General features: G+C 72.9%; 18 protein-coding genes and 1 pseudogene. 12 read left to right on the top strand and 7 right to left on the bottom strand.

Annotated elements, in window-relative coordinates; translation table 11 throughout:
* Nucleotides 1-178: 178 nt before the first annotated feature.
* Entirely contained in the window at nucleotides 179-2548 is a 2370-nt protein-coding gene (treY, locus tag AB0946_RS19670) for a malto-oligosyltrehalose synthase (protein WP_366761875.1), read from the bottom strand.
* Between the two features lie 436 nt (nucleotides 2549-2984).
* The gene (gene glgX / locus AB0946_RS19665) at nucleotides 2985-5096 is read right to left on the bottom strand and encodes a glycogen debranching protein GlgX (protein ID WP_366761874.1); all 2112 of its coding nucleotides are present in this window, start codon (nucleotides 5094-5096) and stop codon (nucleotides 2985-2987) included.
* A 199-nt stretch (nucleotides 5097-5295) separates the two neighbouring features.
* On the opposite strand from glgX, the gene AB0946_RS19660 reads away from it, so the two are divergent.
* The 4 genes from AB0946_RS19660 (at nucleotide 5296) to AB0946_RS19645 (ending at nucleotide 9725) form a co-directional block, all read left to right on the top strand.
* Nucleotides 5296-6108 carry a Tat pathway signal sequence domain protein gene (locus AB0946_RS19660; RefSeq protein WP_366761872.1) on the top strand — a complete coding sequence of 271 codons (813 nt, stop codon included), beginning with the start codon at nucleotides 5296-5298 and terminating at the stop codon, nucleotides 6106-6108.
* 54 nt (nucleotides 6109-6162) lie between these two features.
* Nucleotides 6163-7509: a copper amine oxidase gene (locus AB0946_RS19655; protein WP_366761871.1), complete on the top strand. Its 1347-nt coding sequence runs from the start codon at nucleotides 6163-6165 to the stop codon at nucleotides 7507-7509.
* 116 nt (nucleotides 7510-7625) lie between these two features.
* The gene (locus tag AB0946_RS19650) at nucleotides 7626-8864 is read left to right on the top strand and encodes an SAV2148 family HEPN domain-containing protein (protein WP_366761870.1); all 1239 of its coding nucleotides are present in this window, start codon (nucleotides 7626-7628) and stop codon (nucleotides 8862-8864) included.
* Nucleotides 8865-8999: 135 nt separating this feature from the next.
* Nucleotides 9000-9725 (top strand): 3'-5' exonuclease, encoded by a 726-nt coding sequence (locus AB0946_RS19645; protein ID WP_366761869.1) that lies wholly within the window; start codon nucleotides 9000-9002, stop codon nucleotides 9723-9725.
* Between the two features lie 48 nt (nucleotides 9726-9773).
* Here AB0946_RS19645 and AB0946_RS19640 read toward each other — a convergent pair whose 3' ends face one another.
* On the bottom strand, nucleotides 9774-10637 hold the full coding sequence (locus tag AB0946_RS19640; protein WP_366761867.1) for an aminoglycoside phosphotransferase family protein: 864 nt from the start codon (nucleotides 10635-10637) through the stop codon (nucleotides 9774-9776).
* Between the two features lie 176 nt (nucleotides 10638-10813).
* Here AB0946_RS19640 and AB0946_RS19635 point away from each other — a divergent pair, with 176 nt between their 5' ends.
* From AB0946_RS19635 to mgt, 4 genes and pseudogenes are all read left to right on the top strand, one after another.
* Entirely contained in the window at nucleotides 10814-11746 is a 933-nt protein-coding gene (locus AB0946_RS19635; RefSeq protein WP_366761866.1) for a sugar ABC transporter permease, read from the top strand.
* On the top strand, nucleotides 11743-12576 hold the full coding sequence (locus AB0946_RS19630; RefSeq protein ID WP_366761864.1) for a carbohydrate ABC transporter permease: 834 nt from the start codon (nucleotides 11743-11745) through the stop codon (nucleotides 12574-12576). Before AB0946_RS19635 ends, AB0946_RS19630 begins: the two co-directional genes overlap by 4 nt.
* Nucleotides 12577-12593: 17 nt before the next feature.
* Entirely contained in the window at nucleotides 12594-13874 is a 1281-nt protein-coding gene (locus AB0946_RS19625) for a sugar ABC transporter substrate-binding protein (RefSeq protein WP_366761863.1), read from the top strand.
* A gap of 66 nt (nucleotides 13875-13940) precedes the next feature.
* Nucleotides 13941-15201 (top strand): annotated as a pseudogene (gene mgt, locus AB0946_RS19620) (macrolide-inactivating glycosyltransferase).
* A 217-nt stretch (nucleotides 15202-15418) separates the two neighbouring features.
* Here mgt and AB0946_RS19615 read toward each other — a convergent pair.
* Nucleotides 15419-17656: an MMPL family transporter gene (locus AB0946_RS19615; protein ID WP_366761862.1), complete on the bottom strand. Its 2238-nt coding sequence runs from the start codon at nucleotides 17654-17656 to the stop codon at nucleotides 15419-15421.
* Nucleotides 17657-17928: 272 nt separating this feature from the next.
* Between AB0946_RS19615 and AB0946_RS19610 the strand changes: the two genes are divergently transcribed.
* From AB0946_RS19610 to AB0946_RS19595, 4 genes are all read left to right on the top strand, one after another.
* Nucleotides 17929-18951, top strand: coding sequence for a 2-dehydropantoate 2-reductase N-terminal domain-containing protein (locus AB0946_RS19610; protein ID WP_366761861.1), 1023 nt, complete (start codon nucleotides 17929-17931; stop codon nucleotides 18949-18951).
* A gap of 68 nt (nucleotides 18952-19019) precedes the next feature.
* Nucleotides 19020-19700 carry a DsbA family protein gene (locus AB0946_RS19605; RefSeq protein WP_366761859.1) on the top strand — a complete coding sequence of 227 codons (681 nt, stop codon included), beginning with the start codon at nucleotides 19020-19022 and terminating at the stop codon, nucleotides 19698-19700.
* Nucleotides 19701-19943: 243 nt separating this feature from the next.
* Nucleotides 19944-21470, top strand: a complete 1527-nt coding sequence (locus AB0946_RS19600) for a hypothetical protein (protein ID WP_366761858.1) — start codon at nucleotides 19944-19946, stop codon at nucleotides 21468-21470.
* A 70-nt stretch (nucleotides 21471-21540) separates the two neighbouring features.
* A complete protein-coding gene (locus tag AB0946_RS19595) occupies nucleotides 21541-21864 on the top strand; it encodes a hypothetical protein (protein WP_103811639.1) in 324 nt (107 codons plus the stop codon).
* Nucleotides 21865-21906: 42 nt separating this feature from the next.
* Here the strand turns inward: AB0946_RS19595 and AB0946_RS19590 are convergent, their stop codons facing one another.
* From AB0946_RS19590 to AB0946_RS19580, 3 genes are read right to left on the bottom strand one after another with little or no spacing between them, the layout of a single operon-like run.
* The gene (locus AB0946_RS19590) at nucleotides 21907-23244 is read right to left on the bottom strand and encodes a protein kinase (RefSeq protein ID WP_366761856.1); all 1338 of its coding nucleotides are present in this window, start codon (nucleotides 23242-23244) and stop codon (nucleotides 21907-21909) included.
* The gene (locus AB0946_RS19585) at nucleotides 23245-24192 is read right to left on the bottom strand and encodes a PP2C family serine/threonine-protein phosphatase (protein ID WP_366761855.1); all 948 of its coding nucleotides are present in this window, start codon (nucleotides 24190-24192) and stop codon (nucleotides 23245-23247) included.
* Nucleotides 24186-24854, bottom strand: a complete 669-nt coding sequence (locus tag AB0946_RS19580) for a tellurium resistance protein (protein ID WP_103811642.1) — start codon at nucleotides 24852-24854, stop codon at nucleotides 24186-24188. Before AB0946_RS19580 ends, AB0946_RS19585 begins: the two co-directional genes overlap by 7 nt.
* Nucleotides 24855-24861: the final 7 nt, after the last annotated feature.

The following is a 24861-nucleotide window of genomic DNA, read 5'->3' as shown; positions in this document are numbered from 1 at the left end:
CGCCGCACAGCGGTGTGCCGGGTGACCGCTCCGGCCGGCTACGGTGCGGACGGTCGTGCGGCCCTGGGCCTGGCAGCCGCGTGCGAACCTACGATTGCCTGCCGCGCGGCCGTCCGTCGGGCAGCCGCCCGCCGGACGGCCGCGCGCCCCACAGCACGCCGGTCCCGGCCCGGCGTCCTCAGTCCTCCGCCACCCGTTCCAGCAGGGCCACCGGCAGCCGGTCCAGGAGTTCGGCCAGGGGTGCCTCGCCTGTGAACTCGCGGCCCGGGGTCAGGACATCCGCCCAGCGGCCCGGCGGGAGCGGGAGGCGGGTGTCCCGCCAGCCGCCCGCCTCCGAGAGCCGCAGGGACAGCCGGGTCACCGCCGTGACGACCGATCCGGAGCGGGCGAACGCCAGGCAGTGGTCCGCAGCCGGGCCCTCGGCCGTCAGCGGCTCGTACGACGCGTCCGCGCCGAAGGCGTCCGGGCGCCGGGCGCGCAGCCGCAGCGCCGCCGCCGTCAGCGCGTCCTTCTCGCCGGGTGCCTCCGGCGGGAACGCCACCGGCCGCCGGTTGTCCGGGTCCACCAGCGCCCGGTACTCGCCCTCCGTGCCCTGGTACACGTCCGGCACCCCCGGCATCGTCAGGTGGACCAGCGCGGTGCCCAGGACGTTGGCCCGCACGTACGGCTCCAACGCCTTCCGGAACGCCGCCACGCGCTCGCCGGGCGGCCCGCACGGCCCGGCGGCGACGAAGGACGCCACCGCCTCCTCGTACGGCGGTTCCTGTTCCGTCCAGCTGGTGTACATGCCCGCCTCGCGCACGTGCTTCAGCAGCGCCTGCTGGACCCGCTCCTCCTCGGCCGGCCCCAGCCCGAAGACCGTCTGCCAGGCCGCCCAGGCCAGCTGTCCGTCCGGCACGCCCTCCTCGGGCAGGGTCACCTCGGCGAGCAGTTCCGCCCAGCGGTCCGGGCACTCGGTGAGCACCGCCAGCGCGGCCCGCACGTCCGCGCTGCGCTTGGTGTCGTGCGTGGAGACGACCGTGCCGGTGAGCGGCCAATCGCGCTGCACGCGCGCGCAGTACGCGTGGAAGTCCTCCGGGGCCACCCCCGGACCGCCCGGATCGCCGCCCACCTCGGTCGCCGACAGCAGCGGCACGTAGCGGTAGAACGCCGTGTCCTCCACCGACTTGGCGCGCAGTGCCGACGCGGTCTGCGCGAACCGGGTGCGGAACTCCACCCGGTCGGCGTGGTCCGGTGCCGACGGGTCACCGGGCGGCTCGACCAGCAGCCGGCGCACGACGCCGACGGCCCCCGCCTCCTCGGGCACCACGAAGGCCAGCCGGGCCTCCTCGGCGGCCCCTTCGGTGATCACGGCGGACGCGTCGCCGGAGGCGTACGGGCGGTAGACGCGCATCCGGACCAGCAGCTCCTCCACGGCCGTCCGCAGCGCCCAGGGCGCGCGGTCGCGCAGCGAGAGGTCGGGCGAGGCGGCGCACAGCCGGGCCGCCACCCGGGTGAGCCGGTCCGTCTCGGTGGCCAGCTCGTGCGTGAGCACCTTGTAGGCGGCCCGCCGGACCGTGGCCTCCCAGTTGCCGCCCCGGTCCGTCTGCGGCGCAGCGAAGGCCCGGTAGCGGCCGAGCAGTTCGTACGCACCGGTGCGGTCCGTGAACAGGCCGTCGATCTGCCGCAGGGCGTCGTAGCCCGTGGTCCCCGCGACGGGCCAGGAGCCCGGCAGGTGCTCGTCGTCGGCCAGGATCTTCTCCACGACCGTCCAGCGCCCGCCGGTCGCCTCGTGCAGCCGCGCGAGGTAGCCGTCGGGGTCGGCGAGACCGTCGGGATGGTCGATCCGCAGCCCGTCGAAGACGCCCTCCGACAGCAGCCGCAGGATCGTGCCGTGGGTGGCGTCGAACACCTCCGGGTCCTCCACGCGCACCCCGATCAGCTCCGAGATGCTGAAGAACCGCCGGTAGTTCAGCTCCGTGCGGGCCAGCCGCCACCACACCGGGCGGTACCACTGGGCGTCCAGCAGCTGGGGCAGCGGCAGGTGCTCGGTGCCGGGGCGGAGCGGGAAGACGTGGTCGTGGTAGCGCAGGACGTCACCGTCGGCCACCAGGTGCGCCAGTTCCGAGCCGACCGGGCCGCCGAGCACCGGCAGCAGCACCCGGCCGCCCTGCGCCTCCCAGTCGATGTCGAAGAAGCGCGCGTACGGCGATCCGGGCCCCTCGCGCAGCACCTCCCACAGGGCCGGGTTGTGCCGGGGGGACATCGCCATGTGGTTCGGCACGATGTCCACCACCAGACCGAGGCCGTGCTCGTGCGCCGTGCGCGCCAGCGCGCGCAGCCCCTCCTCGCCGCCCAGCTCCGCGCGCACGCGCGTGTGGTCGACGACGTCGTAACCGTGCACGGAGCCCGGGACGGCCTCCAGGACGGGGGACAGGTGCAGATGCGAGACGCCGAGCGACGCCAGGTACGGTACGGCCGCTTCGGCGGCGGCGAACGGGAACGCGGGCTGGAGCTGCAGCCGGTAGGTGGCCGTGGGCACCCCCGGTCCGGGTCGCGCAGAAGTCATGGGAACCTACGTACCCCGCTCGCCGTCTTTCGTGTCATCGACCTCTGCCCGGATCACGCCCGCGTGTCCGGTTCCGAGCGCCGCGAGGCAGGGGCGGCGGGGGTGATGCTCACGGCCCCCGTCCGCCGGCACGCCCGCCGTGGCCCCACTCGTCACCGGCACAGCCCCACCGCACGTCCGGCACCCGTCCCGGCCCTCCTCGGGGCCGCCGCGGGCACCACCGTGCCCCTCGTGGTACGCCGGATGGCCGAGCACCCCGGCCGGACCGGCGACGGCCGGGCCGGCGACGGGCAGACCGACGAGTGCGGGCCGAGCGAAGCGCGCGCCCCCTCGCACCGCACGCGCAGGCCACCGGGACGGCCGCCACGCGCGCGTAGGCGACGACACCCCCTACGCGCGCGTCGAACGGCCCCGCGGTGCGCGACCCTCACACCTCCTAGGCCGGCCGTTGCAGCACCGTCAGGCTGCGGTCCGGCAAGGTGATGCGGTCGCCGGCCGCCACCTTCGCCCCCGCTCCCGGCGGCACTCCTTCCGGGCGCGCCGTGTCGACGACCACCTGCCACTGGCGGCCGTGATCGACCGGCACCAGGAAGTCCAGCGGCTCGGAGGAGGCGTTGAACATCAGCAGGAAGGAGTCGTCGGTGATGCGCTCCCCGCGCGGGCCGGGCTCGGAGATGGCGTTGCCGTTCAGGAACACGGTCAGCGCGGACGCCTGCGCCGAGTCCCAGTCCTGCTGGGTCATCTCGCCGCCCTCGGGGGTGAACCAGGAGATGTCGGACAGATCGTCGTGGGTGCCCTCCACCGGACGGCCGTGGAAGAAGCGGCGCCGGCGCAGGACGGGATGGTCGCGGCGCAGCCACACCATCGCCCGTGTGAACTCCAGCAGGTCGCTCTCCAGGGACTCCGGCCAGTCCAGCCAGGACAGCTCGTTGTCCTGGCAGTAGGCGTTGTTGTTGCCGCGCTGGGTGCGCGCGAACTCGTCGCCGTGGCTGATCATCGGCACGCCCTGGGACAGCATCAGCGTGGCGATGAAGTTCCGCATCTGCCGTGCGCGCAGCCGCAGCACCTCCGGGTCGTCGGTCTCGCCCTCCGCCCCGCAGTTCCACGACCGGTTGTGGCTCTCGCCGTCCCGGTTGTCCTCGCCGTTGGCGTCGTTGTGCTTCTCGTTGTACGAGACCAGGTCGTGCAGCGTGAAGCCGTCGTGGCAGGTGACGAAGTTGATCGAGGCCAGCGGACGGCGCCCGTCGTCCTGGTAGAGGTCGGAGGAGCCGGTCAGCCGGGAGGCGAACTCCGCGAGCGTGCGCGGCTCGCCCCGCCACAGGTCCCGGACCGTGTCCCGGTACTTGCCGTTCCACTCGGTCCACAGCGGCGGGAAGTTGCCCACCTGGTAGCCGCCCTCGCCCACGTCCCACGGCTCGGCGATCAGCTTCACCTGGGAGACCACGGGGTCCTGCTGCACCAGGTCGAAGAACGACGACAGCCGGTCCACCTCGTGGAACTGCCGGGCGAGGGTCGCCGCGAGGTCGAAGCGGAAGCCGTCGACATGCATGTCGGTGACCCAGTACCGCAGCGAGTCCATGATCAGCTGGAGGACGTGCGGGGACCGCATGAGCAGCGAGTTCCCGGTGCCCGTGGTGTCCATGTAGTAGCGCGGGTCCTCCGTCAGCCGGTAGTACGACGGATTGTCGAGGCCCTTGAAGGACAGCGTCGGACCCAGGTGGTTGCCCTCGGCGGTGTGGTTGTAGACCACGTCCAGGATGACCTCGATCCCGGCCTCGTGCAGCGCCCGGACCGCCGACTTGAACTCCAGCACCTGCTGGCCGCGGTCGCCCCAGGAGGCGTACGCGTTGTGCGGGGCGAAGAAGCCGATGGTGTTGTAACCCCAGTAGTTGTTCAGGCCCATGTCGACCAGCCGGTGGTCGTTCACGAACTGGTGCACGGGCATCAGCTCGATCGCCGTCACCCCGAGCTTGGTCAGGTGCTCGATGATCGCCGGGTGGGCGAGGCCCGCGTAGGTGCCGCGCAGCTCCTCCGGCAGCCCGGGGTGACGCATGGTCAGGCCCTTCACATGGGCCTCGTAGATCACCGTGTGGTGGTACTCGGTGCGCGGCGGGCGGTCGTCACCCCAGTCGAAGTAGGGGTTGATCACCACGGAGGTCATGGTGTGCGGCGCCGAGTCCAGGTCGTTGCGCTTCTCGGGCGCCCCGAAGTGGTAGCCGTACACCTCCTCGCCCCACCGGACCGACCCGCTGATCGCCTTCGCGTACGGGTCGAGCAGCAGTTTCGCGGAGTTGCAGCGCAGTCCCCGTCCGGGGTCGTACGGCCCGTGCACCCGGAACCCGTACCGCTGTCCGGGCATCACGCCCGGCACGTACGCGTGCCGCACGAACGCGTCGCTTTCGCGCAGTTCCACCGCCGTCTCCGAGCCGTCGTCGTGCAGCAGACACAGCTCTACTCGGTCAGCGGCCTCCGTGAAGACCGCGAAGTTGGTTCCGGCGCCGTCATAGGTGGCGCCGAGCGGATATGCCTCGCCAGGCCAGACCTGCATGGATACGACTCTCCCAGGTGTGCCGTCCGCCGGGGGCCGCGTCGGCCCCGAGTCTCGTCCGAAAGTGAGGCAACCTCCCGTGGCTCGCGTGCCCTCTTATCAAGTGACCAGTGCGCTCGGCGGTTCTGGTACCCGCCGTGCGCCGAACCAGCGGGGCAGTTACGTACTCCCGGGGACCAGGGGGGAGTAGGGGGAGAATGTGCGTGAGACAGTCCACCGCCATCTGGGCAAAGTACTGACCGGTGCGGCCCTCGCGGCGGCGGGGACCGCCGCGATGGTGGCGATCACCCTGCCGGGCACGGCGGGAGCGGACGACTCCGGAGGGGCCGGCGGCGGCACGCGGGCCGCACGGCAGGCCGGGCAGGACCCGGACGCCGCGCCGCCCGGTGTCGTGGAGCCGGCACCGGCCGAGGAGAAGCAGGGCACGGGCCGTGACCCGCTCACCGACGACGAGCTGCGACGGGCCGAGAAGACCGCCGCGGCGGGACGGCTTTCGGCCACCGCCCGGGACGTCGATGGCGACCGCGGACCGCAGCTGCTGAGCGCCGACCTCGCCGAGCCGAAGGCCGCCGAGGCGGACGACCCGGACGCGCCACGGCGTGCCGACGTGACCTTCTACGACTACCGGAACGACACCCTCGTCACCAGGACCGTCGACCTGAGGACCGGGAAGGTCGAGCGGACCGGCACCCAGCAGGGCGTCCAGCCGCCGCCGAGCCGCGCCGAGAACGCCGAGGCGGCCCGGATCCTGATCGCCGGCCCGCTGGGCGCGGGCCTCAAGGCGGACTACAAGGACGCCACCGGCAAGGACCTCACCTCGCCGGACCAGCTGGAGCTCAGCGGCGGGATCTACGAGGCCTCGCCGGGCGCCCAGCCCGCGGTGCTCGACAAGTGCGGCGTCCACCGGTGCGTGCGGCTGTTCTCCAAGGTCCGCAACGGGCCGTGGATCGACACCAGGGACCTCGTGATCGACCTGAGCGCCCGCAAGACCGCCGCCCTCGACCGCGGCTGACCGGCCGCCGCCCGGCCTTCACACCCGTACCTCCGGTAAGGGAGTCACCTCTTCATGCCCGAGAAGCACCTGTCCGGCGCGGTCCGGCCGCGAGTCACCGGCCGCGCCGCCCGCACGACCGCGGCCGTCGGCGTGTCCCTGGCCGCGCTGGCCGCCGGCGCGACGACGCTCGCCGGCCCGGCCGCGGCCCGGCCGCAGACCGCGCCCGCCGCGGCGGTCCCCGGCTGCAGCGCCGCCTACACGATCGAACAGAAGCTGACCACCGGCACCACCTGGCGCATGTGCTGGCGCTACGACAGCAAGGCCGGCCTCGTCCTGGAGAACATCTCCTACCAGCCCAAGGGCGAGGCCACGCCGATCAAGGTCCTCAACAGCGCCAGACTCGGCCAGATCCACGTCCCGTACGACGACGGCAAGCACGAGTACTACGACCTCACGGGCCAGGACTTCGCCCAGGAACTGATGGAGCTGTCGCCCGGCGAGTGCCCCGGCGGCACCATCAAGACCGTCAAGGTCCCGGACGGCGACCCGAGCCACCCGAACGTCAAGGGCCTGTGTACGACCACCCGTTCGCGTGGCCACGCCTACCGGATGCACGACCTCTTCCAGTCGGGCAAGACCTACCAGCAACAGGGCAAGGACCTGCTGGTCTACACGGTCAACCAGGTCGGCTGGTACGAGTACATCACCGAATGGCGCTTCCAGGACGACGGCACGGTCACCATGAACGTCGGCGCGACCGGCAGCCTCTCCTTCGAGGACTACAACGCCCAGGACGGACGCGGCTGGCCCATCGGCAAGGGCGCCCGGGACTACGCCACCAGCCACAGCCACAACGTCTTCTGGCGGCTCGACTTCGGCCTCGACGGCTCGTCGAGGACGAAGGTCGAGCAGTACGACTCCACCGTCAGCGCCGCCGCCGGGCGGGAGGGCCCGACCGCCAAAACCACCCGCACGAAGGTCGGCAAGGAACTCGCGGGCGACTACAAGACCTACCGCTGGTGGCGGGTGGTCAGCGCCACCGGCAAGAACAAGGACGGCCACGCCCGCTCGTACGAACTGGTGCCCGGGCCGACCACCAGGTACCCGGGGCGCAGTTTCACCAAGCACGACATGTACGTCACCGAGTACGACAAGTGCGAGCTGTTCGCCAGCAACAACCCGACGTGCGCGAACGGCCACCCGAAGTCCGTGGACAAGTGGGTGGGCGGCCAGACCCTCACGCACCCCGTGGTCTGGGTGAACGTCGGTTTCCACCACATCGCCCGGGACGAGGACCAGCAGCCCATGCCGGTGCACTGGCAGGGCTTCTCCATCGCCCCGCGGGACGTCACGGCTATGAATCCGCTCACTCCCAAGGAGCTGGCATGGCAGAACGGACACTGGGAATGGCGTAGTTGAGCCCAGCAGACGGGAAACCGACCTGTCCATCCGGCTGCACCGCCGACCGCTCGCGGAGTACCCTTCCTTGATCGTTGAGACGGGAAAGGCCCGGGGGAGCGGAAGGCGGTGCACGGGTGGGCTCGGGAGGGCTGGAGCTGCCTCCTGGTGACGAGGGTCACGAGGGAAACTCCACAGACGTCCCGCCCGGCGCGGTGTCCCTGGCCCGGCCGATGGACGCGGGTTCCATCGGTCCGGAGCTGGACTGGGACGCCGACGCCTGGCGCGAGGTGCGCACCCGCGCCCAGCGGGCGGGCCGGGCCTACATCTGGCTGAACCTCGTCGAACAGCGGCTGCGCGCGGTCGTGGCGGCCGTGCTCCGGCCGATCTACGAACCGGTCCACGGCGACGAGTGGGTGGTGGCCGCGGCCGGCCCGGCCGGGCAGGAGTGGGTGCAGCGCGCGGTCGCCGTCCGCGAAGTCAGCCGCCGCAAGGGCTACTTGCTCGACCCGGCCGACGACAACGTGCTCAGCTTCCTCACCCTGCCCCAGCTGCGCGAGCTGGTGGTCCAGCACTGGCCGTGCTTCGAGCCGTACTTCGACGAGCGGCGGGACCTCGAACTCGCCCTGGACGAGCTGGAGGTCACCCGCAACGTCGTCTCCCGCAACCGGGCCCTGTCCGAGGCGGTCCTCAGCCAGGCCGAGCGAGCCTCCGCTCGGCTGCTGGAGATGCTCGGCGCGGGCGGTGACGTCCCCTCGGCGCGCCGGCTGCCCGTCGACGCGGTCGAGGACCTGGTCGGCGACCGGTACGCCGACGTCGTCGCCGTCCACGCCGACCGGGTGCGGCTGCTGCGCCGGTTCCCGGCCGAGGACATCTTCGGCGGCGCCCGCAGGCTCGACGCCATCGGTATCGGCCTCAACCTGCTGGTGCAGAACTTCTCCGGGCGGCGCCTGGTCCGGCTCGCCGAGAGCGGCTGCCGGGTGCGGCTGCTCTTCCTCAACCCGGCCTCCAGCTCGGTCAAGCGCCGCGAGCGCGAACTCGGGATGAAACGGGGCGAACTGAGCCGCTCGGTGGAGATGAACATCCTGCACATGCGCCGGGTGCGGTCCCGGCTGCGCGACCCGGGCGCGTTCGAGATCCAGGTGTACGACGAGACGCCCCGCTTCACCGCCTACCTGGTGGACGGCGACGGCGCCGACGGCATGGCCGTGGTGCAGTCCTATCTGCGCGGGGCGCGGGGGATGGAGTCGCCGGTGCTGGTGCTGCGCAACGGCAGTCGGCTGGTCAAGTCGGACGATGTGGGCGAAGCCGGTCTCTTCCCGACGTATCGCGAGGAGTTCGAGCTGACTTGGGCGGATTCGCGTCCCGTGTCCTGAAGGGCCGGGACCGAGTGCGGCCCGGCGCGGGCCGGTTCGGGGCCGAGAAGCGGAACGCCGGCGTCTGATTGTCAGTGCCGCGTGCGATGGTGGAGGCCACTGGGGGAAAGCACCACCAAGAAGGGGGGGCCGCCCATGGGCTGGCACCAGGAGCTGCTGATCGGCTTCGACCTGGAGACGACAGGGACCGATCCGCGCGAGGCGCGCATCGTCACGGGCACCGTGATCGAGGTCAAGGCCGGTGAGCCCATGGGGCGCCGGGAATGGCTGGCCGATCCGGGCGTGGAGATCCCGGCCGACGCGGTCGCCGTGCACGGCATCAGCAACGAACGCGCGACGGCCGAGGGCCGCCCGGCCGACCAGGTGGCCGACGCCATCGCCGACGTCCTGGTGTCGTACTGGAAGACGGGCGTTCCGGTCGTCGCCTACAACGCGGCCTTCGACCTCACACTGCTCTCGGCGGAACTGCGGCGGTACGGTCTGCCGTCCCTGACCGACCGGCTGGGCGGCACCCACCCCGCCCCGGTCGTCGACCCGTACACCATCGACCGCTGGGTCGACCGTTACCGCCGCGGCAAACGGAATCTGGAGGCGGTCTGCGCCGAGTACGGCATAGTCCTCGGCGCGGCCCACAACGCCACCGCCGACGCCCTCGCCGCCGCACGGCTCGCGTCCGCGATAGCCGACCGCCACCCGAAGATAGCGTCCCTCGCCCCGGCGGAACTGCACCGCAGCCAGATCGAGTGGTGCGCGCAGTGGGCGGCGGACTTCCAGGCGTTCCTGCGGCGCAAGGGCGAGGCGGACGCGGTGGTCGACGGCAGCTGGCCCCTCCGGGAACTGACCGAGGACCAGCCGGCCTAGGGTCACGCCGGGCTCGCCGGCCTCGGCACGGCGCGTCCGGAGGGACCCTCAGAAGGGATACCACCGCACCGTCGCGTCCCCGTCCCGCAGCGACGCCACCCGGCGCCGGAACTCGGCCAGCGCCTGGGGGTTGGACGGCGCGTGCTGGGCCACCCACGCGCAGCTCGCCGTCTCCCGGGCGCCGCGCAGGACCGCGCAGCCCTCCCACTCCCGCACATCCCACCCGTATGCCTCGGTGAAGGAGTCGTACGCCTCGGCGGGCAGCCCGTACCGGTCCCGGGAGAGAGCCATGACGACCAGGTCGTGCTCGCGCAGATCGGCGGAGAAGGTCTCCAGGTCGACCAGGACCGGCCCGTCCGGCCCGACGTGCACGTTGCGCGGCAGCGCGTCCCCGTGGATCGGCCCCGGCGTCAGACGCGGTGTCAGCGCCGCCGCCTGGGCGGCGAAGCCGTCGCGGCGCGCACGGAGGAAGGCCGCGTCCTCGGGGTCGATCGCGTCGCCCGCGAGCCGCAGCCAGCGTTCCACACCGCCCAGCAGATCGCGGGGCGGCAGCCCGAAGGGGGGAGAGGGCAGTGCGTGCACATCGCGCAGCAGAGCGGCCAGGTCCCGCGGCTCGGCCGGTCGTACGGGATCCGGCAGCCGGTGCCACACGGTCACCGGGTGGCCGTCCACCAGCAGCGGCTTCGGCTCGGCCGCCCGGACCGCCGGCACGCCCGCCTCGGCCAGCCAGCCGGCGACGGCCAGTTCGCGCTCGGCCCGCCCCAGCAGCTCCGCGTCCCGGCCCACCTTCACCACCAGGTCGCCGGCCGCGAACACGGCGTTCTCACCGAGGGCCAGGAGCCGTGCGTCCCGGGCCCGGTCCGGCAGCACTCCCGCCGCGGCCAGTACGTCCCGCGCGCGTGCCTCGTCCATCGTCCTGCCTCCGTGCCGTCTTCCCGTGCCGTGTCTGTCCGGTCCCCGGTCAGTCTCGCACTGACCCGGGCCGGCCACCGGGCGCGGCCCCGGCCGTCGTGCGCGGTCCCTTGACGGGGTACCGGGCCTTCACGAACATGAACACGCCAATCGGAGCGGGCAAAGGGGCTGATTCCGTGACAGCAGCGGTCGAAGCACGGACACCACCGGCCGGAGCACGGCGGCCGGCCGGTCGCCGCGTCGCCGATCACGGCGCCTGGTTCCTGGTCCTGCCCGCCCTCGTCCCGGTCCTCCTGCTCAGCGTCGGCCCGCTGCTCTACGGCATCGGGCTGGCCTTCACCGACGCCCAGTCCGGCCGCACGTCCGCCACCCGGTGGATCGGCGCCCTGAACTTCCGGGACCTGCTGCACGACACCCTGTTCTGGGAGTCGTTCCGGATCGGGCTGGTCTGGGCGGCCGGCGTGACCGTGCCGCAGTTCCTGCTGGCGCTCGGTCTGGCCCTCCTGCTGAACCAGGACTTACGCCTGCGCGGCCTCGCCCGCGCCCTCGCGATCGTGCCCTGGGCGATGCCCGAGGTCGTCGTCGGCATCATGTGGCGCCTCGTCTACAACCCGGACGCCGGCGTGCTCAACGAGACCCTGCGCGACCTCGGCCTCAGCACCGGCCGGGACTGGCTGAGCGGCCTGGCCACCGCGCTGCCCGCGGTGATCGTCGTCGGCGTCTGGGCGGGCCTGCCGCAGACCACGGTCGCCCTGCTCGCCGGACTGCAGAACGTCCCGCGTGAACTCCACGAGGCCGCGGCGGTCGACGGGGCGGGCGCCTGGCGCCGGTTCCGCGCCGTCACCTGGCCCGCGCTCAGACCGGTGGCCCTCGCCATCACCGCGCTCAACCTCATCTGGAACCTCAACTCCTTCGCCCTGGTCTACGTGCTCACGAACGGCGGACCCGGCGGGAAGACCCGGCTGCCGATGCTCTTCGCCTACGAAGAGGCGTTCCGGTACGGCCAGTTCGGCTACGCGGCGGCGATGGGCTGCGTGCTCGTCGCGGTGGTCGCGGTGCTGCTCGCGGTGTTCCTGGCCGGCCGGCTGCGGGGCGGTGAGGACGCGTGAGCCCCCGCCGCGCGGCCCGCGCCGGACGGTACGCCGCCCTCCTCGGCTACCTGCTCTTCCTGGCCTTCCCCTTGCTGTGGCTGCTGTCCACCGCGCTCAAGGCCCCCCGCGAGCTGGGCAGCCCGCACCCCACCTGGATCCCGCGCCACCCCACCCTGGCCAATGTCCGGCAGGCGTTCGCGGAGCAGCCGCTGGCGCACGCCGCGCTGAACTCCCTGCTGGTGGCGCTCTGCACGGCCGTCGTCGCGGTCCTGCTCGCGACCCCGACGGCCTACGTCATGGTCCGGCACCGCTCCCGGCTGACCCGGGCCGCCACGGGGTGGGTGGTGGTCAGCCAGGCGTTCCCCTTCGTGCTGGTGATCGTCCCGCTGTTCCTGGTGCTGAAGAACCTACGGCTGGTCGACTCCCTGACCGGGCTGGTGCTGGTGTACGTGGTCTGGGCGCTGCCGTTCGCGCTGTGGATGCTCACCGGGCACGTCCGGGCGGTGCCCGCCGAACTGGAGGAGGCGGCGGCCGTGGACGGCGCCGGGCGGCTGAGAACGCTCGTGTCGGTGACGGCGCCGCTGCTGGCACCCGGCATCGCGGCGACGGCCCTGTTCGCGTTCGTCACCGCGTGGAACGAGTTCTTCTTCGCGCTGGTGCTGCTCAAGAGCCCGCAGAGGCAGACCCTGCCGGTGATCCTCACCCACTTCATCGGCGCGGAGGGCGTGGCCGACCTCGGCCCGCTCGCCGCCGCCGCGTTCCTCGCGACCCTGCCGTCCGTGGCCGTCTTCGCGCTCGTCCAGCGGCGGATCACGGGCGGCCTGCTCGCCGGGGCGGTGAAGAGCTGATGGGCGCGAAAAAGCCGATGCGGACCAGGAGCGCCCTGGCACTGGCCGTGCTCCTGCTGCTCCTCGCGGGCTGCTCCCCGGGCGGCCGGACGGACGGCGGCCCGATCACCCTGCGCTTCCAGTCCCTGGCCTGGCAGCAGGAGTCCGTCACCGCCAACAAGGAGCTGGTGGAGGAGTGGAACGCGTCCCACCCGGGCGTCAAGGTCGAGTACGTCCAGGGCAGCTGGGACGGCGTGCACGACCAGCTGCTCACCTCCTTCGAGGGCGGTGAGGCCCCCGACGTCATCCACGACGCCTCCGACGACCTCGCCGACTTCGCCCACGGCGGCTACCTCGCCGACCTGACCGGGCTGCTGCCCGCCCGGCTCAGGTCCGGCATACCGGCGAGCAGCTGGGAGGCGGCCACCTTCGGGAACGGCGTCTACGGCGTGCCATTCCTGCAGGAACCCCGTGTCCTGATCGCGAACGCGGACCGGCTGCGCGCGGCCGGGGTGCGCATACCGACACCGGAACACCCGTGGAGCTGGGCGGAGTTCCGGCAGGTCGCCAAACGGCTCAGCGGTCCCGGGCGGTACGGCGTCGCCTGGCCGCTGAAGGAGCCCGTCTCCGCCACGCTCAACCTGTCCCTGTCGGCCGGCGGCCGGCTGTTCCACCGGGGCGCGGACGGGAGGGTCACCGTACGGTTCACCGCCGGGGACGCGGTCGTACCGCGCACCGTGCACGACCAGGTCGCCGTCGACCACAGCGCGCCCGCCTCCACGCTGGGCAGTGGCGGCTCGGACACACTGCCGGGTTTCTTCGGCGGCCGGTACGCGATGGTCCCGCTCGGCTTCTCCTACCGCCAGCAGATCGCGCAGCAGGCTCCCGAGGGCTTCCACTGGGAGGTGCTGCCCGCGCCGGCGGGCGCCGACGGGCTCATCCAGGGCGTCAGCCCGCAGACGCTGTCGGTCTCCGCCGACTGCCCGCACAAGAAGGAGGCGGTCGCGTTCATCGACTTCCTGCTGCGGCCCAGGAACATGGTCCGCCTCGCCCTCGGCGACTGGATGCTGCCCACCGGCACCGAGGCCCTGAAGGACCCGGCCCTGCACACCACGGAGAACGGCTGGGCCACCGGCACGGCCCTCGCGTCCCGGCTGCGCCCGGCGCCCGCCCAGTCCGTGCGCGGCTACCCCGAGTGGAAGGACAAGGTCGCCACCCCCGCCTACCAGGAGTACTACAGCGGCGCCATCGGCCTCGCCGAACTGCGCCGCCGCCTGGAGAGGGACGGCAACCTGGTGCTGGCCCGCTACCAACGCTGAGCGCGGCCGGCGGCGAAGGGGCCCGGTGCGGCCCGGGACACGCTGTCGTACCGCGCGCGAAATCGATTGAACGAGACGTCTCGTCTCGCCTAGCCTTCCCGGCATGACCGCACCCGCCCACATCGCCATGTTCTCCGTCGCCGCCCACGGCCACGTGAACCCCAGCCTGGAGGTGATCCGTGAACTCGTCGCCCGGGGACACCGCGTCACCTACGCCATCCCGCCCGTCTTCGCCGGGAAGGTGGCCGCCACCGGGGCCCGGCCGGTGCTCTACACCTCCACCCTGCCGGGCCCGGACGCCGACCCGGCGGCCTGGGGGACCACCCTGCTGGACAACGTGGAGCCGTTCCTGGACAACGCCGTCCAGGCGCTTCCCCAGCTCGCCGAGGCCTACGCCGACGACATCCCCGACCTCGTCCTGTACGACATCACCTCCTACTCGGCCCGTGTCCTGGCCCACCGCTGGGGCGTCCCGGCGATCTCGCTCTCGCCGAACCTCGTCGCCTGGGAGGGGTACGAGGAGGAGGTCGCCGAGCCGATGTGGGCCGAGCCGAGGAAGACCGAGCGCGGACGGGCGTACTACGCCCGGTTCGCGGCCTGGCTGGCCGAGAACGGCATCCGCCAGGACCCGGACTCCTTCGCCGGCCACCCCGCGCGCTCCCTCGTGCTCATCCCGAAGGCGCTCCAGCCGCACGCCGACCGGGTGGACGAGCGCGTCTACACCTTCGTCGGCGCCTGCCAGGGCGACCGCGCCGACCAGGGCGACTGGCAGCGGCCCGCCGGTGCGGAGAAGGTCGTCCTGGTCTCGCTCGGCTCGGCCTTCACCAAGCAGCCCGCCTTCTACCGGGAGTGCGTGCGCGCCTTCGGCGACCTGCCCGGCTGGCACGTCGTCCTCCAGGTCGGCCGGCACGTGACCCGCGCCGAGCTGGGCGACGTGCCGGCCCGGGTCGAGGTGCGCGACTGGGTGCCGCAGCTGGCGATCCTGCGGCAGGCCGACCTGTTCGTCACGCACGCGGGAGCCGGCGGCAGTCAGGAGGGGCTGGCGACCGGGACGCCGATGATCGCCGTACCGCAGGCCGTCGACCAGTTCGGCAACGCCGACATGCTCCAGGGGCTCGGGGTCGCCCGGCACCTGCCCGCCGAGGAGGCCACCGCCGACCGCCTCCGCGAGGCCGCGCTCGCCCTGGTGGACGACCCCGAGGTCGCGCGCCGGCTCAAGGAGGTGCAGGCGGAGATGGCGCAGGAGGGCGGCACCCGGCGGGCGGCCGACCTCATCGAGGCGGAACTGCCGGGCCGCCGCGCGGGTCAGGAGCTTCCGTTCGGATGACGCCGGGCTCGGGGGCCCCGGCACCGCGCCTCGCAGCGCGGGCGGGTGGGGTGGCCGGCGGCACGGCCGAGGGCACGGCCGGCGCGCCCTCGAGCAGACTCCGCCTGTCCATGTGGGTCCTTCCCCGGGAGACGGCGTACCTGCCGGACGACCAGAGCACGGACAGGGCCCGCCGGTTCCCAGCGGGAACCGGCGGGCCCTGCGGCACCGCGCGGAATCAGACGGTCAGCCGCTCGCCCCGGTCGGGCACCGGCGCCGCCACCGGCTCCGGGGTCTCGTCGTGGGTGAGGTCCGGCAGGCGGTGGAGCCACTTGGGCAGGTACCAGTTGCGCTCGCCGAGCAGCGCCATCACCGCCGGCAGCAGCACCCCGCGGATGACCGTGGCGTCGATCAGGACCGCCGCGGCCAGGCCCGCGCCCATCTGCTTCATGGACTGCATGGAGAGCGTGCCGAAGATCGCGAACACGGCGACCATGATGACCGCGGCGCTGGTGACGACCCCGGCCGTGGTGACCACGCCGTGCCGGATCGCGTCCTTCGTCGTGCGGCCGCGCATCCGGGCCTCGCGGATCCGGGAGACCACGAACACGTGGTAGTCCATCGACAGCCCGAACAGGATCACGAAGAGGAACAGCGGCAGCCAGGTGACGATCGCGCCGACGCCCTCCGCGCCCACCAGCGAGGCACCCCAGCCGTGCTGGAAGACGGCGACGAGGATGCCGTAGGCGGCGGCCACCGACAGCAGGTTGAGCACGATCGACGTGAGGGCGACGGTCAGCGAGCGGAACGACAGCAGCATCAGCAGGAAGGCGAAGACGACCACGAACACGAAGACCGGGACGACGGAACCCATGAGCTGGTCGTTGAAGTCGTTGTTGCCCGCGACCTGCCCGGTCACCGGCGCCTGCACGCCGTCGACCTTGCCGAGCGTGGCGGGCCGCACCTGGTCGCGCAGCTTCTCCAGGCTCCGTGTCGCCCGGTCCATGTCGGAGCCGCCGACCAGCGGCACGGACACCAGGGCCACGTTGCGGGCGTCGTACAGCTTGACGTCGACCGGGCCGCGCGAGGCGCCCGAGGTGACCGCCTGCCGCCTGAAGTCGGCCAGCGCCCGGTGGACTTCGGGGGCGTTGATGTCCTTGGCCTTGACGACGACCTGGGCCGGTTCGCTGCCGCCCGGGAAGGCGTCGTTGACACGGTTGTACGTCTGCACGATCGGCAGCGAGTCGCCGAACTCCTGGTCCAGGGTGAGCTGCTGGGTCTTCATGCCGAGCGCGGGCGCGGCGACCGCCAGCAGCGCGCCGGCCGCGACCACGACCGAGACCAGCGGCTTGGCCAGCACGCCCCGCAGCACGGCCGTCCAGAAGCGGCTGTCCCCGTTCCCCGCGCGCTTGCGGCGGCCCAGGAACGGAAGCCGGCCCTTCTCGACCCGCTCGCCGAGCAGCGACAGCAGCGCGGGCAGCACCGTCACCGAGCCGACCATGGCGACCGCCACCACCATCAACGAGGCCAGTCCCATCGCCTCGAACTCGGCCAGCCCGGTGAACAGCATGCCCGCCATCGCCACGCACACCGTGACACCGGAGACGATGATCGCCCGGCCGCTGGTCGCGGCGGCGATCCGCAGGGCGGTGCCGGCGTCGCGGCCGGCCATCCGCTCCTCCCGCTCGCGGCGCAGGTAGAACAGGCAGTAGTCGACACCGACGGCCATACCGACCAGCAGCATCACGGAGTTGGCGGTGTCGCTCATCGGCTGGAGGTGGCTGACCAGGCCCATCAGGCCCATCGTCGCCATGATCGCGGTGATCGCGAGGGCCACCGGCAGCAGCGCGGCCACCAGCGCGCCGAACGCGATCAGCAGGATGCCGAGGGCCACCGGCACCGCCGAGTACTCGGCCTGCTGGAAGTCGTCCCCGAAGGCGTCCTTGTACTGCTTCTGCATGCTGGCGCCGCCGATCTCCTCGATCCGCAGCGTGTCGTGGCCCTTCTGCACCCCGGCGACGGCCTTGAGCACCGGCTCGATCCGGTCGGCGGCCGTCTCCGCGTCACCGCGCACGTCGAACCGGACCAGCGCGCTGCGGCCGTCCCGGGACACGGTGTGCGTGTCGTACGGCGAGGTCACGCCCGTCACCCTGCCGGTGCCCCGGACCGCCCGGACCACGTCGGCGACGGCCGCGCGGAACTGCGGGCTGGTGGCCTTGACGGCGGCGTCCTTCGACTGGATGAGGACCGTCTCCCCGGCCGGCTCCTTGATCCCGGCGTCGTCGATGATCGTCGCGGCGGTGTGCGTCTCGCCCTTGAGCTGGTCGCTCTCGTTGACGTCGACCCGGCCCGCGGCCGAGCCGAGGCCCATCGCCAGGACGACGAACAACACCCATATGCCGACGGCCGCCCAGCGGTGCCGGGCGCTCCAGCCGCCGGCGCGGGCGGCCAGCCCCCGCACCTCTGTGTTCCCCATGACGGGTCTGCCCCCTCGTGTGCGGTGACGGCCCCCTGCCGCCACGTCTGCTTGCTCCTGTTCGACGGTAGGGGCGGGATAAAGCCATCTCGTCGTACTGCCCGGTGAACCGCGCGGGGCCCGGATCACCGCTGGGGAGGACGGCGGCCCCCTACATCTATCGCCGGTTCTCGGGGGCGGCTCTCAGGGACGCGGTGCCCGGTCAGCCGCCAGGGCCCGCTTCGCCGCAACCGGGAACGCGCCGGGCCGGACGTGTGTGCGAGGCTCTGCCCATGCGCTACATCATCATCGGGGCCGGTGCGGTCGGCGGTGCCGTCGGCGGGCGGCTGGCCCAGGCCGGCCGGGAGGTCGTCCTCGTCGCCCGTGGCCCGCACCTGGCAGCCCTGCGCGAACACGGGCTGCGACTGCGGGTTCCGCAGGGCGAGTCGGCGTACCGGCTGCCCGCCGTCGACGGGCCGGGACCGCTCGGCGAACTGCGCGCCGACGACGTCCTCGTCCTCGCCGTGAAGACCCAGGACACCGTGGCCGCCCTGGACATCTGGGGCGACGTGCCCGTCGCCGGCGGCGGCACCGCGGCCGAACTGCTGCCGCTGGTCTGCCTGCAGAACGGCGTGGAGAGCGGCCGGCTGGCGCTGCGCCGCTTCCGGCACGTGTACGGCGTCTGTGTCTGGCTGCCGTCGACCTTCGTGGAGCCCGGCGTCGTCTCCGCCGCGGGCAGCCCGCTCACCGGCGTCCTGCACCTCGGCCGGGTGCCGCACGGCACCGACGACACCGCGCGCCGGATCGCCGCCGACCTCGCGGACGCCCACTTCGAGGCGCCGGTGGTGCCCGACGTGGTGCGCTGGCAGTACGCCAAGCTCCTCGGGAACCTCGGCAACGCGCTCGAAGCGGTCAGCGGGCCGGTGGCCGGGGAGGAGGCGCGGGCCCTGTTCGCGCGCGTGCGGGCCGAGGGGGAGGCCGTGCTGGACGCCGCCGGCATCCCGTACGCCGGCGCGGAGGAGCAGCGCGCGGCCCGCGGCGACAAGGTGACCCTGGTCCCGCTGGACGGCGCTCCGCGCGGCGGCGGCTCCTCCTGGCAGTCCCTCGTCCGGGGCACCGGCACCATCGAGGCGGACTACCTCAACGGCGAGATCGTCCTGCTCGGCCGGCTGCACGGCGTCCCCACCCCGTTGAACGAACTGCTGCAGAACCTCGCCAACCGGTTCGCCCGGGAGCACCGGGCGGCGGGCTCGCTGCCCGTCGCCGATCTGGTCCGACTGGCCGACGAGGCGGTGCGGCGCGTGACCGTCGGCTGAAATGGGCCAAAGAAGGTGCAGTGGATTGGGCCGGGATTCCAGGCCACCGGCCCACTAGCGTCGGTGCCATGACGCACCGCAGCACGGACACGGACGCCGCCGCCACGGTCACCGCCCCCACCCTGGCCACGGTCGCCGCCACCGCCCCGGCCCGGGTCGACTTCTTCTTCGACCCCGCCTGCCCCTTCGCCTGGATCACCTCCCGCTGGCTGCTGGAGGTCGAGCGGCTGCGCCCGCTGGACCTGCGGTTCCGGGCGATGAGCCTGTACCTGCACAACACCGGCAACGAACTGCCCGACTGGTACCGCGACCTGGTGGACCGCTCGATCGGTCCCGTGCGGGTCGCCGTGGCCGCCGCCGAACGGTACGGCGACAAGGTCCTGCGCGACCTGTACACCGCGTTCGGCACCCGCATCCACGAACAGGGCGTCGAGGACTTCGACACGGTGATCACCGAGTCACTGGCCGAGCTGGGACTCCCCGCCGGCCTGTCGGCCGCCGCCCACGACCCCTCGTACGACGACGCGGTCCGCCGCGGCCACGAGGCCGGCGCGGAGCCGGAGACCGGCGGCTACGTCGGCACGCCCACCCTCCACGTCGACGGCACCGTGTGGTTCGGCCCCGTGCTGCGCGCCGTCCCGCGCGGCGCCGAGGCGGCCGAACTCTTCGAGAGCTTCCGGGTGTTGGCCCGGCACCCGGACTTCTTCGAACTGAAGCGCACCCGCACCGGTGCGCTCCGCTTCGACTGACCCGGAGCAGGTTGGCCGATTAACGCCCCTCCGGCGCCCCGGCCGCACCGGACGTGTGACACGGCGGCGCCGTCCGGCGCAGAACCAAGAGCCGCCGCGGTCCGACGTCACAGGGGAGCGCCGGACCGCGACGGCCGATACCACACGACCGTCCTCCGGCACCGCCCCTCGCCGAACCAGGCGACAAACCCGCGGGGTTGTCCCTAGGGTGAACCGCGCGGAAGGCCTGAGGGGGACGGACGGATGAGTGTGACGGGCAGGGCGTTGCCGTCATTGCCGCAGTACCGCAAGGACGGGGTGACCCGGCGCCTGTGCGCCTCGGTGCACCTGGACGACGACTTCGCCCTGTACGCCGACCGGATGCTGACCGGGGACCGGCTCAACGCCATCGGGCTCAGCCTCAACATCAACTTCGTCGCCCTCGCCCGGCACGCGCGCGTGGCCACCCGCCGCCGCGCCGCCCTCGACCGCCGGCTCGCCTGCCTCCAGACGGCCGTACCCGTCACCCTCCTCGTCGGGCTCTGGGGGCTGGTCAACGGACACCGGTCACTCGGATGGGTGGCGATTTTCGGCCCTCTCGGCGCCTACGCGGTCGCCTGGACACTGGTCCGCCACGCCCAGGCGCGCAGCCGCGACACGGCACGGGACGTGTTCCTCTCCACCGACAGACCCGAGCGGACCGCACCCCCGGTGGAACCCGAGGCCGAGGCCGCGCTGCACGACCTGAAACGCGCCAACGTCCTGCCCTACGCCGACGAGGCCGCCTACACCAAGCCGTTCGTCGGCAGCGGCGACAAGATCAAGGAAGCCGTCTGGCAGCCCATCGACGTCAGCAGGCCCGCCGACGCCCCGGGCGGCGGAAAACTGCCGATGCGCCCGTTCGACGTCATCGACCTGCACACCTACGTGGCACGGCACATGGAGAACATCTCCGGGCTCCAGGGACTGCGGGCCAGGAACCGGCTCTACGTCCTCGGCAGCAACGCCCACCTCATACCCGAGCTGGTGCCCGACCCCACCCGGCGGCCCCGCGCCCAGATCCCCAGGCAGCTCGTGCAGGCCGGCCTGCAGACGCCCGGGGCGGGCATGCGCACCCACCTGTGCCTGGAACGGGTAGGCGAGGGCGGCCGGCTGATCGTCTCCATGTACCTGCGGGCGATCCTCCAGCACCCCAGCCTGACCTGGGAGGTGGCCGCCTACGCCATACCGCCGCTGGACGGCCGCTTCTACCGCGTGGACCGGCTCCCGGTCGCCCCCTGGGAACGCTGGTGGGACCTGTTCCGGTACGCCACCCGCCGCACCGGCCCCGAACTGCGCGGCGCCCTCGGCCGCATCCTGCGGCGCCACCGCTGGCGCGGCGACCACGACCGGGCGCTGGCCAGGGCCCGCCGCGCCATCACCAAGCAGCACGTCCGCCACGACTACGGCGCCACGGGCAGCCTGCGCGAGGACCTCGGCGCCTGGGACGAGGCCGGCTACACCGAACGCACCGACGCGCAGGACTTCCTGTTCCGGCTCCAGCAGGGCGTGCTGACCGCCACGGAACGGTTCCTGCGGGACCACAACATCGACACCGGTTCCTTCGACAAGGCCGTACAGGTCATCAACACGCAGACCTACAACATCGGTAACGTCAGCGGTCCCAGCAACTTCGGCGCCCACGGGACGATCCTCCTGGGCGGGCAGCAAGGTCCCGGGCCCCAGGCCGGCCCGGGAGCCCAGGGCGGCCCCGGTCCCGCGGGATCAGGTCCGCCCGCGCCGAGGCCGTAACCGCAACCCCATCCGTCCGACGGCTGCTCCGGTCCGGGGCGCGCCGCCGGACCGCGAGCGAGGACAGGACATGAGCACCTACAACTTCGGCAACGTCAACGGCCCCGCCAACTTCGGCGACCACGGGCAGATCCAGATCAACCACGCTCACCCCGATCTGCCCACCATGATGGACCTCGCGCAGCGGCTCACCGACACGCTGCGCGCCGAGTACCCGGAACTGGTGCCCCAGGGCGAGATCATCCAGGCCCAGTTCCAGGAGTCCGCCGAGGACGGTCTGCCGCCGAACCGCGGCCGGATCCGCTCCGCGCTGGAGACGATCGCCATCGCGGCCTCGGCCGGCACCGGCAGCCTGGCTTTCACCCAGCAGCTCATCAACGCCCTGGGGCTGTGACCGGCCGGAGCCCCGCCGCCACGGGGCTTCGGCCCTGCCACGTCACCGGGCTCGCACCACCGCCCGGACCCCGCCGCCGAGGTCGAGGTCGAGCCCCGACCGCAGCGGCACCGTCTGACCGGGTTCGATCTTCTGCACGGTGCCGTCCGAGCGGGTGCCCGTCCAGGTCTCCCGCGAGCGGTTGGCGAGCCCGAACCGCCCCGGCTTCTTGGGGTGTTCGACCAGCTCCGCGACGAGCGCCGCGTCCGAACAGTCGTGCCGCGCCGGTTCGGGCAGCAGATGGTGGGCCTGCACCCGGGCGGCGCGGCGCAGCCGGATGTGGTGCTCGGTGCGGGGCGGGGGAGTGGTCACCGTCAGCCGCGGCGGCAGCACCAGCCGGGCCCCGCACCCCCAGCAGTCCCGCGGCGGCGGGTTCTCACCCGGCTCCGTCATGTTCTGCCGCCCGCACGCGGCGCACTCGACCACCGCGTCCAGCACCGCCCGCAGCGCGTCCCGCCACTCCGACTCCCGCACCCGTGCCGCGGGATCACGCAGCCCCGTCGTGAACGACCGCCGGAACAGCTCCCGCAGCCGCTCCGCCGCCGCGTCCCAGGTGGCCAGCACGGTCGCGTGCTCCAGCGGGTCCGGCGCGTTGGCGTCGTCCGCCGGGTCGAACACGAACAGCGGGCTCCTGCCGTACAGCTTGCGCTCCGCGGCCTCGTCCAGGCAGTGGATGCCCAGCTCGCGCCGGCCCTTGAGCGGGTGGTGGTTCATCAGCAGCATGAACAGCAGCACCGCGAGCGAGTGCAGGTCGGACTGGGTGCCCGGACGCGCGCCCGGGTCCGCGCGCACCAGCTCCGGCGCCATGAACTCCATGGTCCCCGAGATGCCGCTGGCGTCGCCCTCCACCACCGCGTTGTCGTTGTCGCAGACCAGCACGTCACCGGTGTCCGGGTCGAAGAAGATGTTCCCCCAGGAGATGTCCCGGTAGGCGATGCCCCGCGAGTGCAGCGCCTGATAGGCCTCCACCGTGTACAGGCAGGCCGTCAGCAACGCGCGCGGGCTGGTGCGCAACTGCCGCCGGAACAGCGCCGGAAGCCCCTTGTAGCGGTCCGGGCGCAGCCCCATCAGATAGCCGAACGAGCCGCGGTGCTCCGGCACGAAGGCCTCCGGCCACAGGAAGCGGTCGTCGGCGAAGTCCCGGGTCACCAGCTCCCGTACGATCGCCTCCTGGTCGGTGGTCGCGCAGGTCGGGTAGTACCACTTCAGGGCCCGTTCCCCGTCCGGTGTCCGGACCCGGTACACCTCGCCCTGGCCGCCCGCGCCGAGGAAGCCGAGGATCTCGACGTCGTCACCGTTCTCCGCCGCGAGGCGCGTCCCGTCATCGAGCATGCCGCTCATCTACGTCTCCGTTGTCCGTTCCGTGTCCACCTCGCCGCCGTCCGGGCCGGGTGGTGTCCGCGCGTCCGCCGTACCGTGCTCCACGGGCCCCTCCGGGGCGTCCGCCGGGGTCCGTGCGGGGCGCACCGCCGCCGCCAGGGTGGTGTCGTCCCCGGAGTACCGGGACGCCTGGGCGAGCCAGTCCGGCAGGGCTTCGCGGACACCCGCGCCGCCCTCCTGGGCGAGCCGCCCGGCCAGCCCGCTGACGAACTCGCGGTACCCGTCGCCCGACGCGAAGCTCTTCGACAGGCCGTCCGTGGAGAGCACGACCAGCCGTGGCGCCCGCGCCTCCTCGAACACCGGCGCCCAGTGCATCCGCATCGCCCGCCACGCCTCCCGCCCGCACAACGACTCGGTCTCGTCGCCCAGGTCCTCCTCGGCGGGTGCGAGCGGCCGGACCAGCGTGCCGTCGTGCTCCACCACCGCGAGGTCACCGTCGCCGATCTGCCAGGCCACGAACAGCCACGGCGTGAGCACCGCGCCGATCAGCGTGGTGCCGTACAGCACCAGCTTCTCCTCGGTCCCCGGCTCCCGGGAGGCCTCCTCCACCACCGGGCGGTTGCGGTCCCAGTGGCCGAGGGCCTCCTGCCGCCACTCGTGCACGAGCGCCCGCGGGAAGTCGTCCCGGGCGTACGTCATCAGCCGGGCGAGCCGCCCCGGCTCGTGGCAGTCGTGCGCCGCCCGCCCGAAGGCGCCGGCCAGCACCAGGAACCGGTCCACGGCGAACCGCGCTCCCAGCGCGCTGCGCGCGTGCACCGCCGAGCCGTGCCCGTCGGCCACCGCCAGGACCAGCGGGTCCGGGCCGGACCCGGTGCCCTGGCAGGCGTACCAGTCCTGGTTGCGCTGCTTGCCGACGCCCTGGACGCTGCCGGCCAGCGTCTCCCACCGCCGCACCCCGAGCGTCACCACACGTCGTCGTCATCGTCGTCGTCCAGCACCGGCGGCGCGTACGGCTGTTTCGCCGTGCTCACCCCGGACCCGTCACCGGCGACCGGCTGGGAGGCCGCCTTCACGGCCGCCGTCGACGCCCAGCGGATCGCCGCCGCCAGCTGCTTGGGGCTGTTGGCGTCCAGCGGCTGCAGCTCGGGGTTGCCGAGGAACTCCTGGAGCACCCCGCGGTCCGCGTCCGCGCCGATCGCGATGGCCACCCGGACCGCCTTGCGACCCCACGGGGTGGCGTCCACGGCCTTCAGGCCCGCCTTCCAGTCGTCGGTGGGCACCCCGTCCGACACCAGCGCCAGCACCGGTTTCAGCGCCCGCTGCGGCATCGGCGGCGTCTGGAGTTCGCGCGCCACCAGGTGCAGCGCCTCACCGAGGTTGGTCATGCCGTCCACCTGCACGTCCTGCCAGGTGAAGTCGTCCACCGGGACCGGGGTCTGGTGGTGCCACTGCGCGGTGGTGGAGAAGGTGACCGTGCGCAGCAGCAGTTGGGCCGCGGGGTTGTCGTGGGCCACCGACCGCATCTCCGGAACGGCCTCCCTGATCGCGTAGTTGAGTTTGGCGATCTTCTCGCCCTGCATCGAGTACGAGCAGTCGAGCAGCCAGATGAAGTGGACCGGCCGGTTGGCCATCGGCCCG

Source organism: Streptomyces sp. NPDC046870 (assembly GCF_040704595.1).
GTDB classification, from domain to species: Bacteria; Actinomycetota; Actinomycetes; order Streptomycetales; family Streptomycetaceae; genus Streptomyces; species Streptomyces argyrophylli.
Note: the sequence above shows the minus strand (reverse complement) of the source record. Positions and strands in the feature narration are given on the sequence as shown.

What these genes read in the sequence shown, in the direction of transcription:
- treY (WP_366761875.1), bottom strand. Translation starts at nt 2,548, where the DNA reads ATGACTTCTGCGCGACCCGGACCGGGGGTGCCCACGGCCACCTACCGG.
- glgX (WP_366761874.1), bottom strand. Translation starts at nt 5,096, where the DNA reads ATGCAGGTCTGGCCTGGCGAGGCATATCCGCTCGGCGCCACCTATGAC.
- AB0946_RS19655 (WP_366761871.1), top strand. Translation starts at nt 6,163, where the DNA reads ATGCCCGAGAAGCACCTGTCCGGCGCGGTCCGGCCGCGAGTCACCGGC.
- AB0946_RS19645 (WP_366761869.1), top strand. Translation starts at nt 9,000, where the DNA reads ATGGGCTGGCACCAGGAGCTGCTGATCGGCTTCGACCTGGAGACGACA.
- AB0946_RS19640 (WP_366761867.1), bottom strand. Translation starts at nt 10,637, where the DNA reads ATGGACGAGGCACGCGCGCGGGACGTACTGGCCGCGGCGGGAGTGCTG.
- AB0946_RS19625 (WP_366761863.1), top strand. Translation starts at nt 12,594, where the DNA reads ATGCGGACCAGGAGCGCCCTGGCACTGGCCGTGCTCCTGCTGCTCCTC.
- AB0946_RS19615 (WP_366761862.1), bottom strand. Translation starts at nt 17,656, where the DNA reads ATGGGGAACACAGAGGTGCGGGGGCTGGCCGCCCGCGCCGGCGGCTGG.
- AB0946_RS19610 (WP_366761861.1), top strand. Translation starts at nt 17,929, where the DNA reads ATGCGCTACATCATCATCGGGGCCGGTGCGGTCGGCGGTGCCGTCGGC.
- AB0946_RS19605 (WP_366761859.1), top strand. Translation starts at nt 19,020, where the DNA reads ATGACGCACCGCAGCACGGACACGGACGCCGCCGCCACGGTCACCGCC.
- AB0946_RS19600 (WP_366761858.1), top strand. Translation starts at nt 19,944, where the DNA reads ATGAGTGTGACGGGCAGGGCGTTGCCGTCATTGCCGCAGTACCGCAAG.
- AB0946_RS19595 (WP_103811639.1), top strand. Translation starts at nt 21,541, where the DNA reads ATGAGCACCTACAACTTCGGCAACGTCAACGGCCCCGCCAACTTCGGC.
- AB0946_RS19590 (WP_366761856.1), bottom strand. Translation starts at nt 23,244, where the DNA reads ATGAGCGGCATGCTCGATGACGGGACGCGCCTCGCGGCGGAGAACGGT.
- AB0946_RS19580 (WP_103811642.1), bottom strand. Translation starts at nt 24,854, where the DNA reads ATGGCCAACCGGCCGGTCCACTTCATCTGGCTGCTCGACTGCTCGTAC.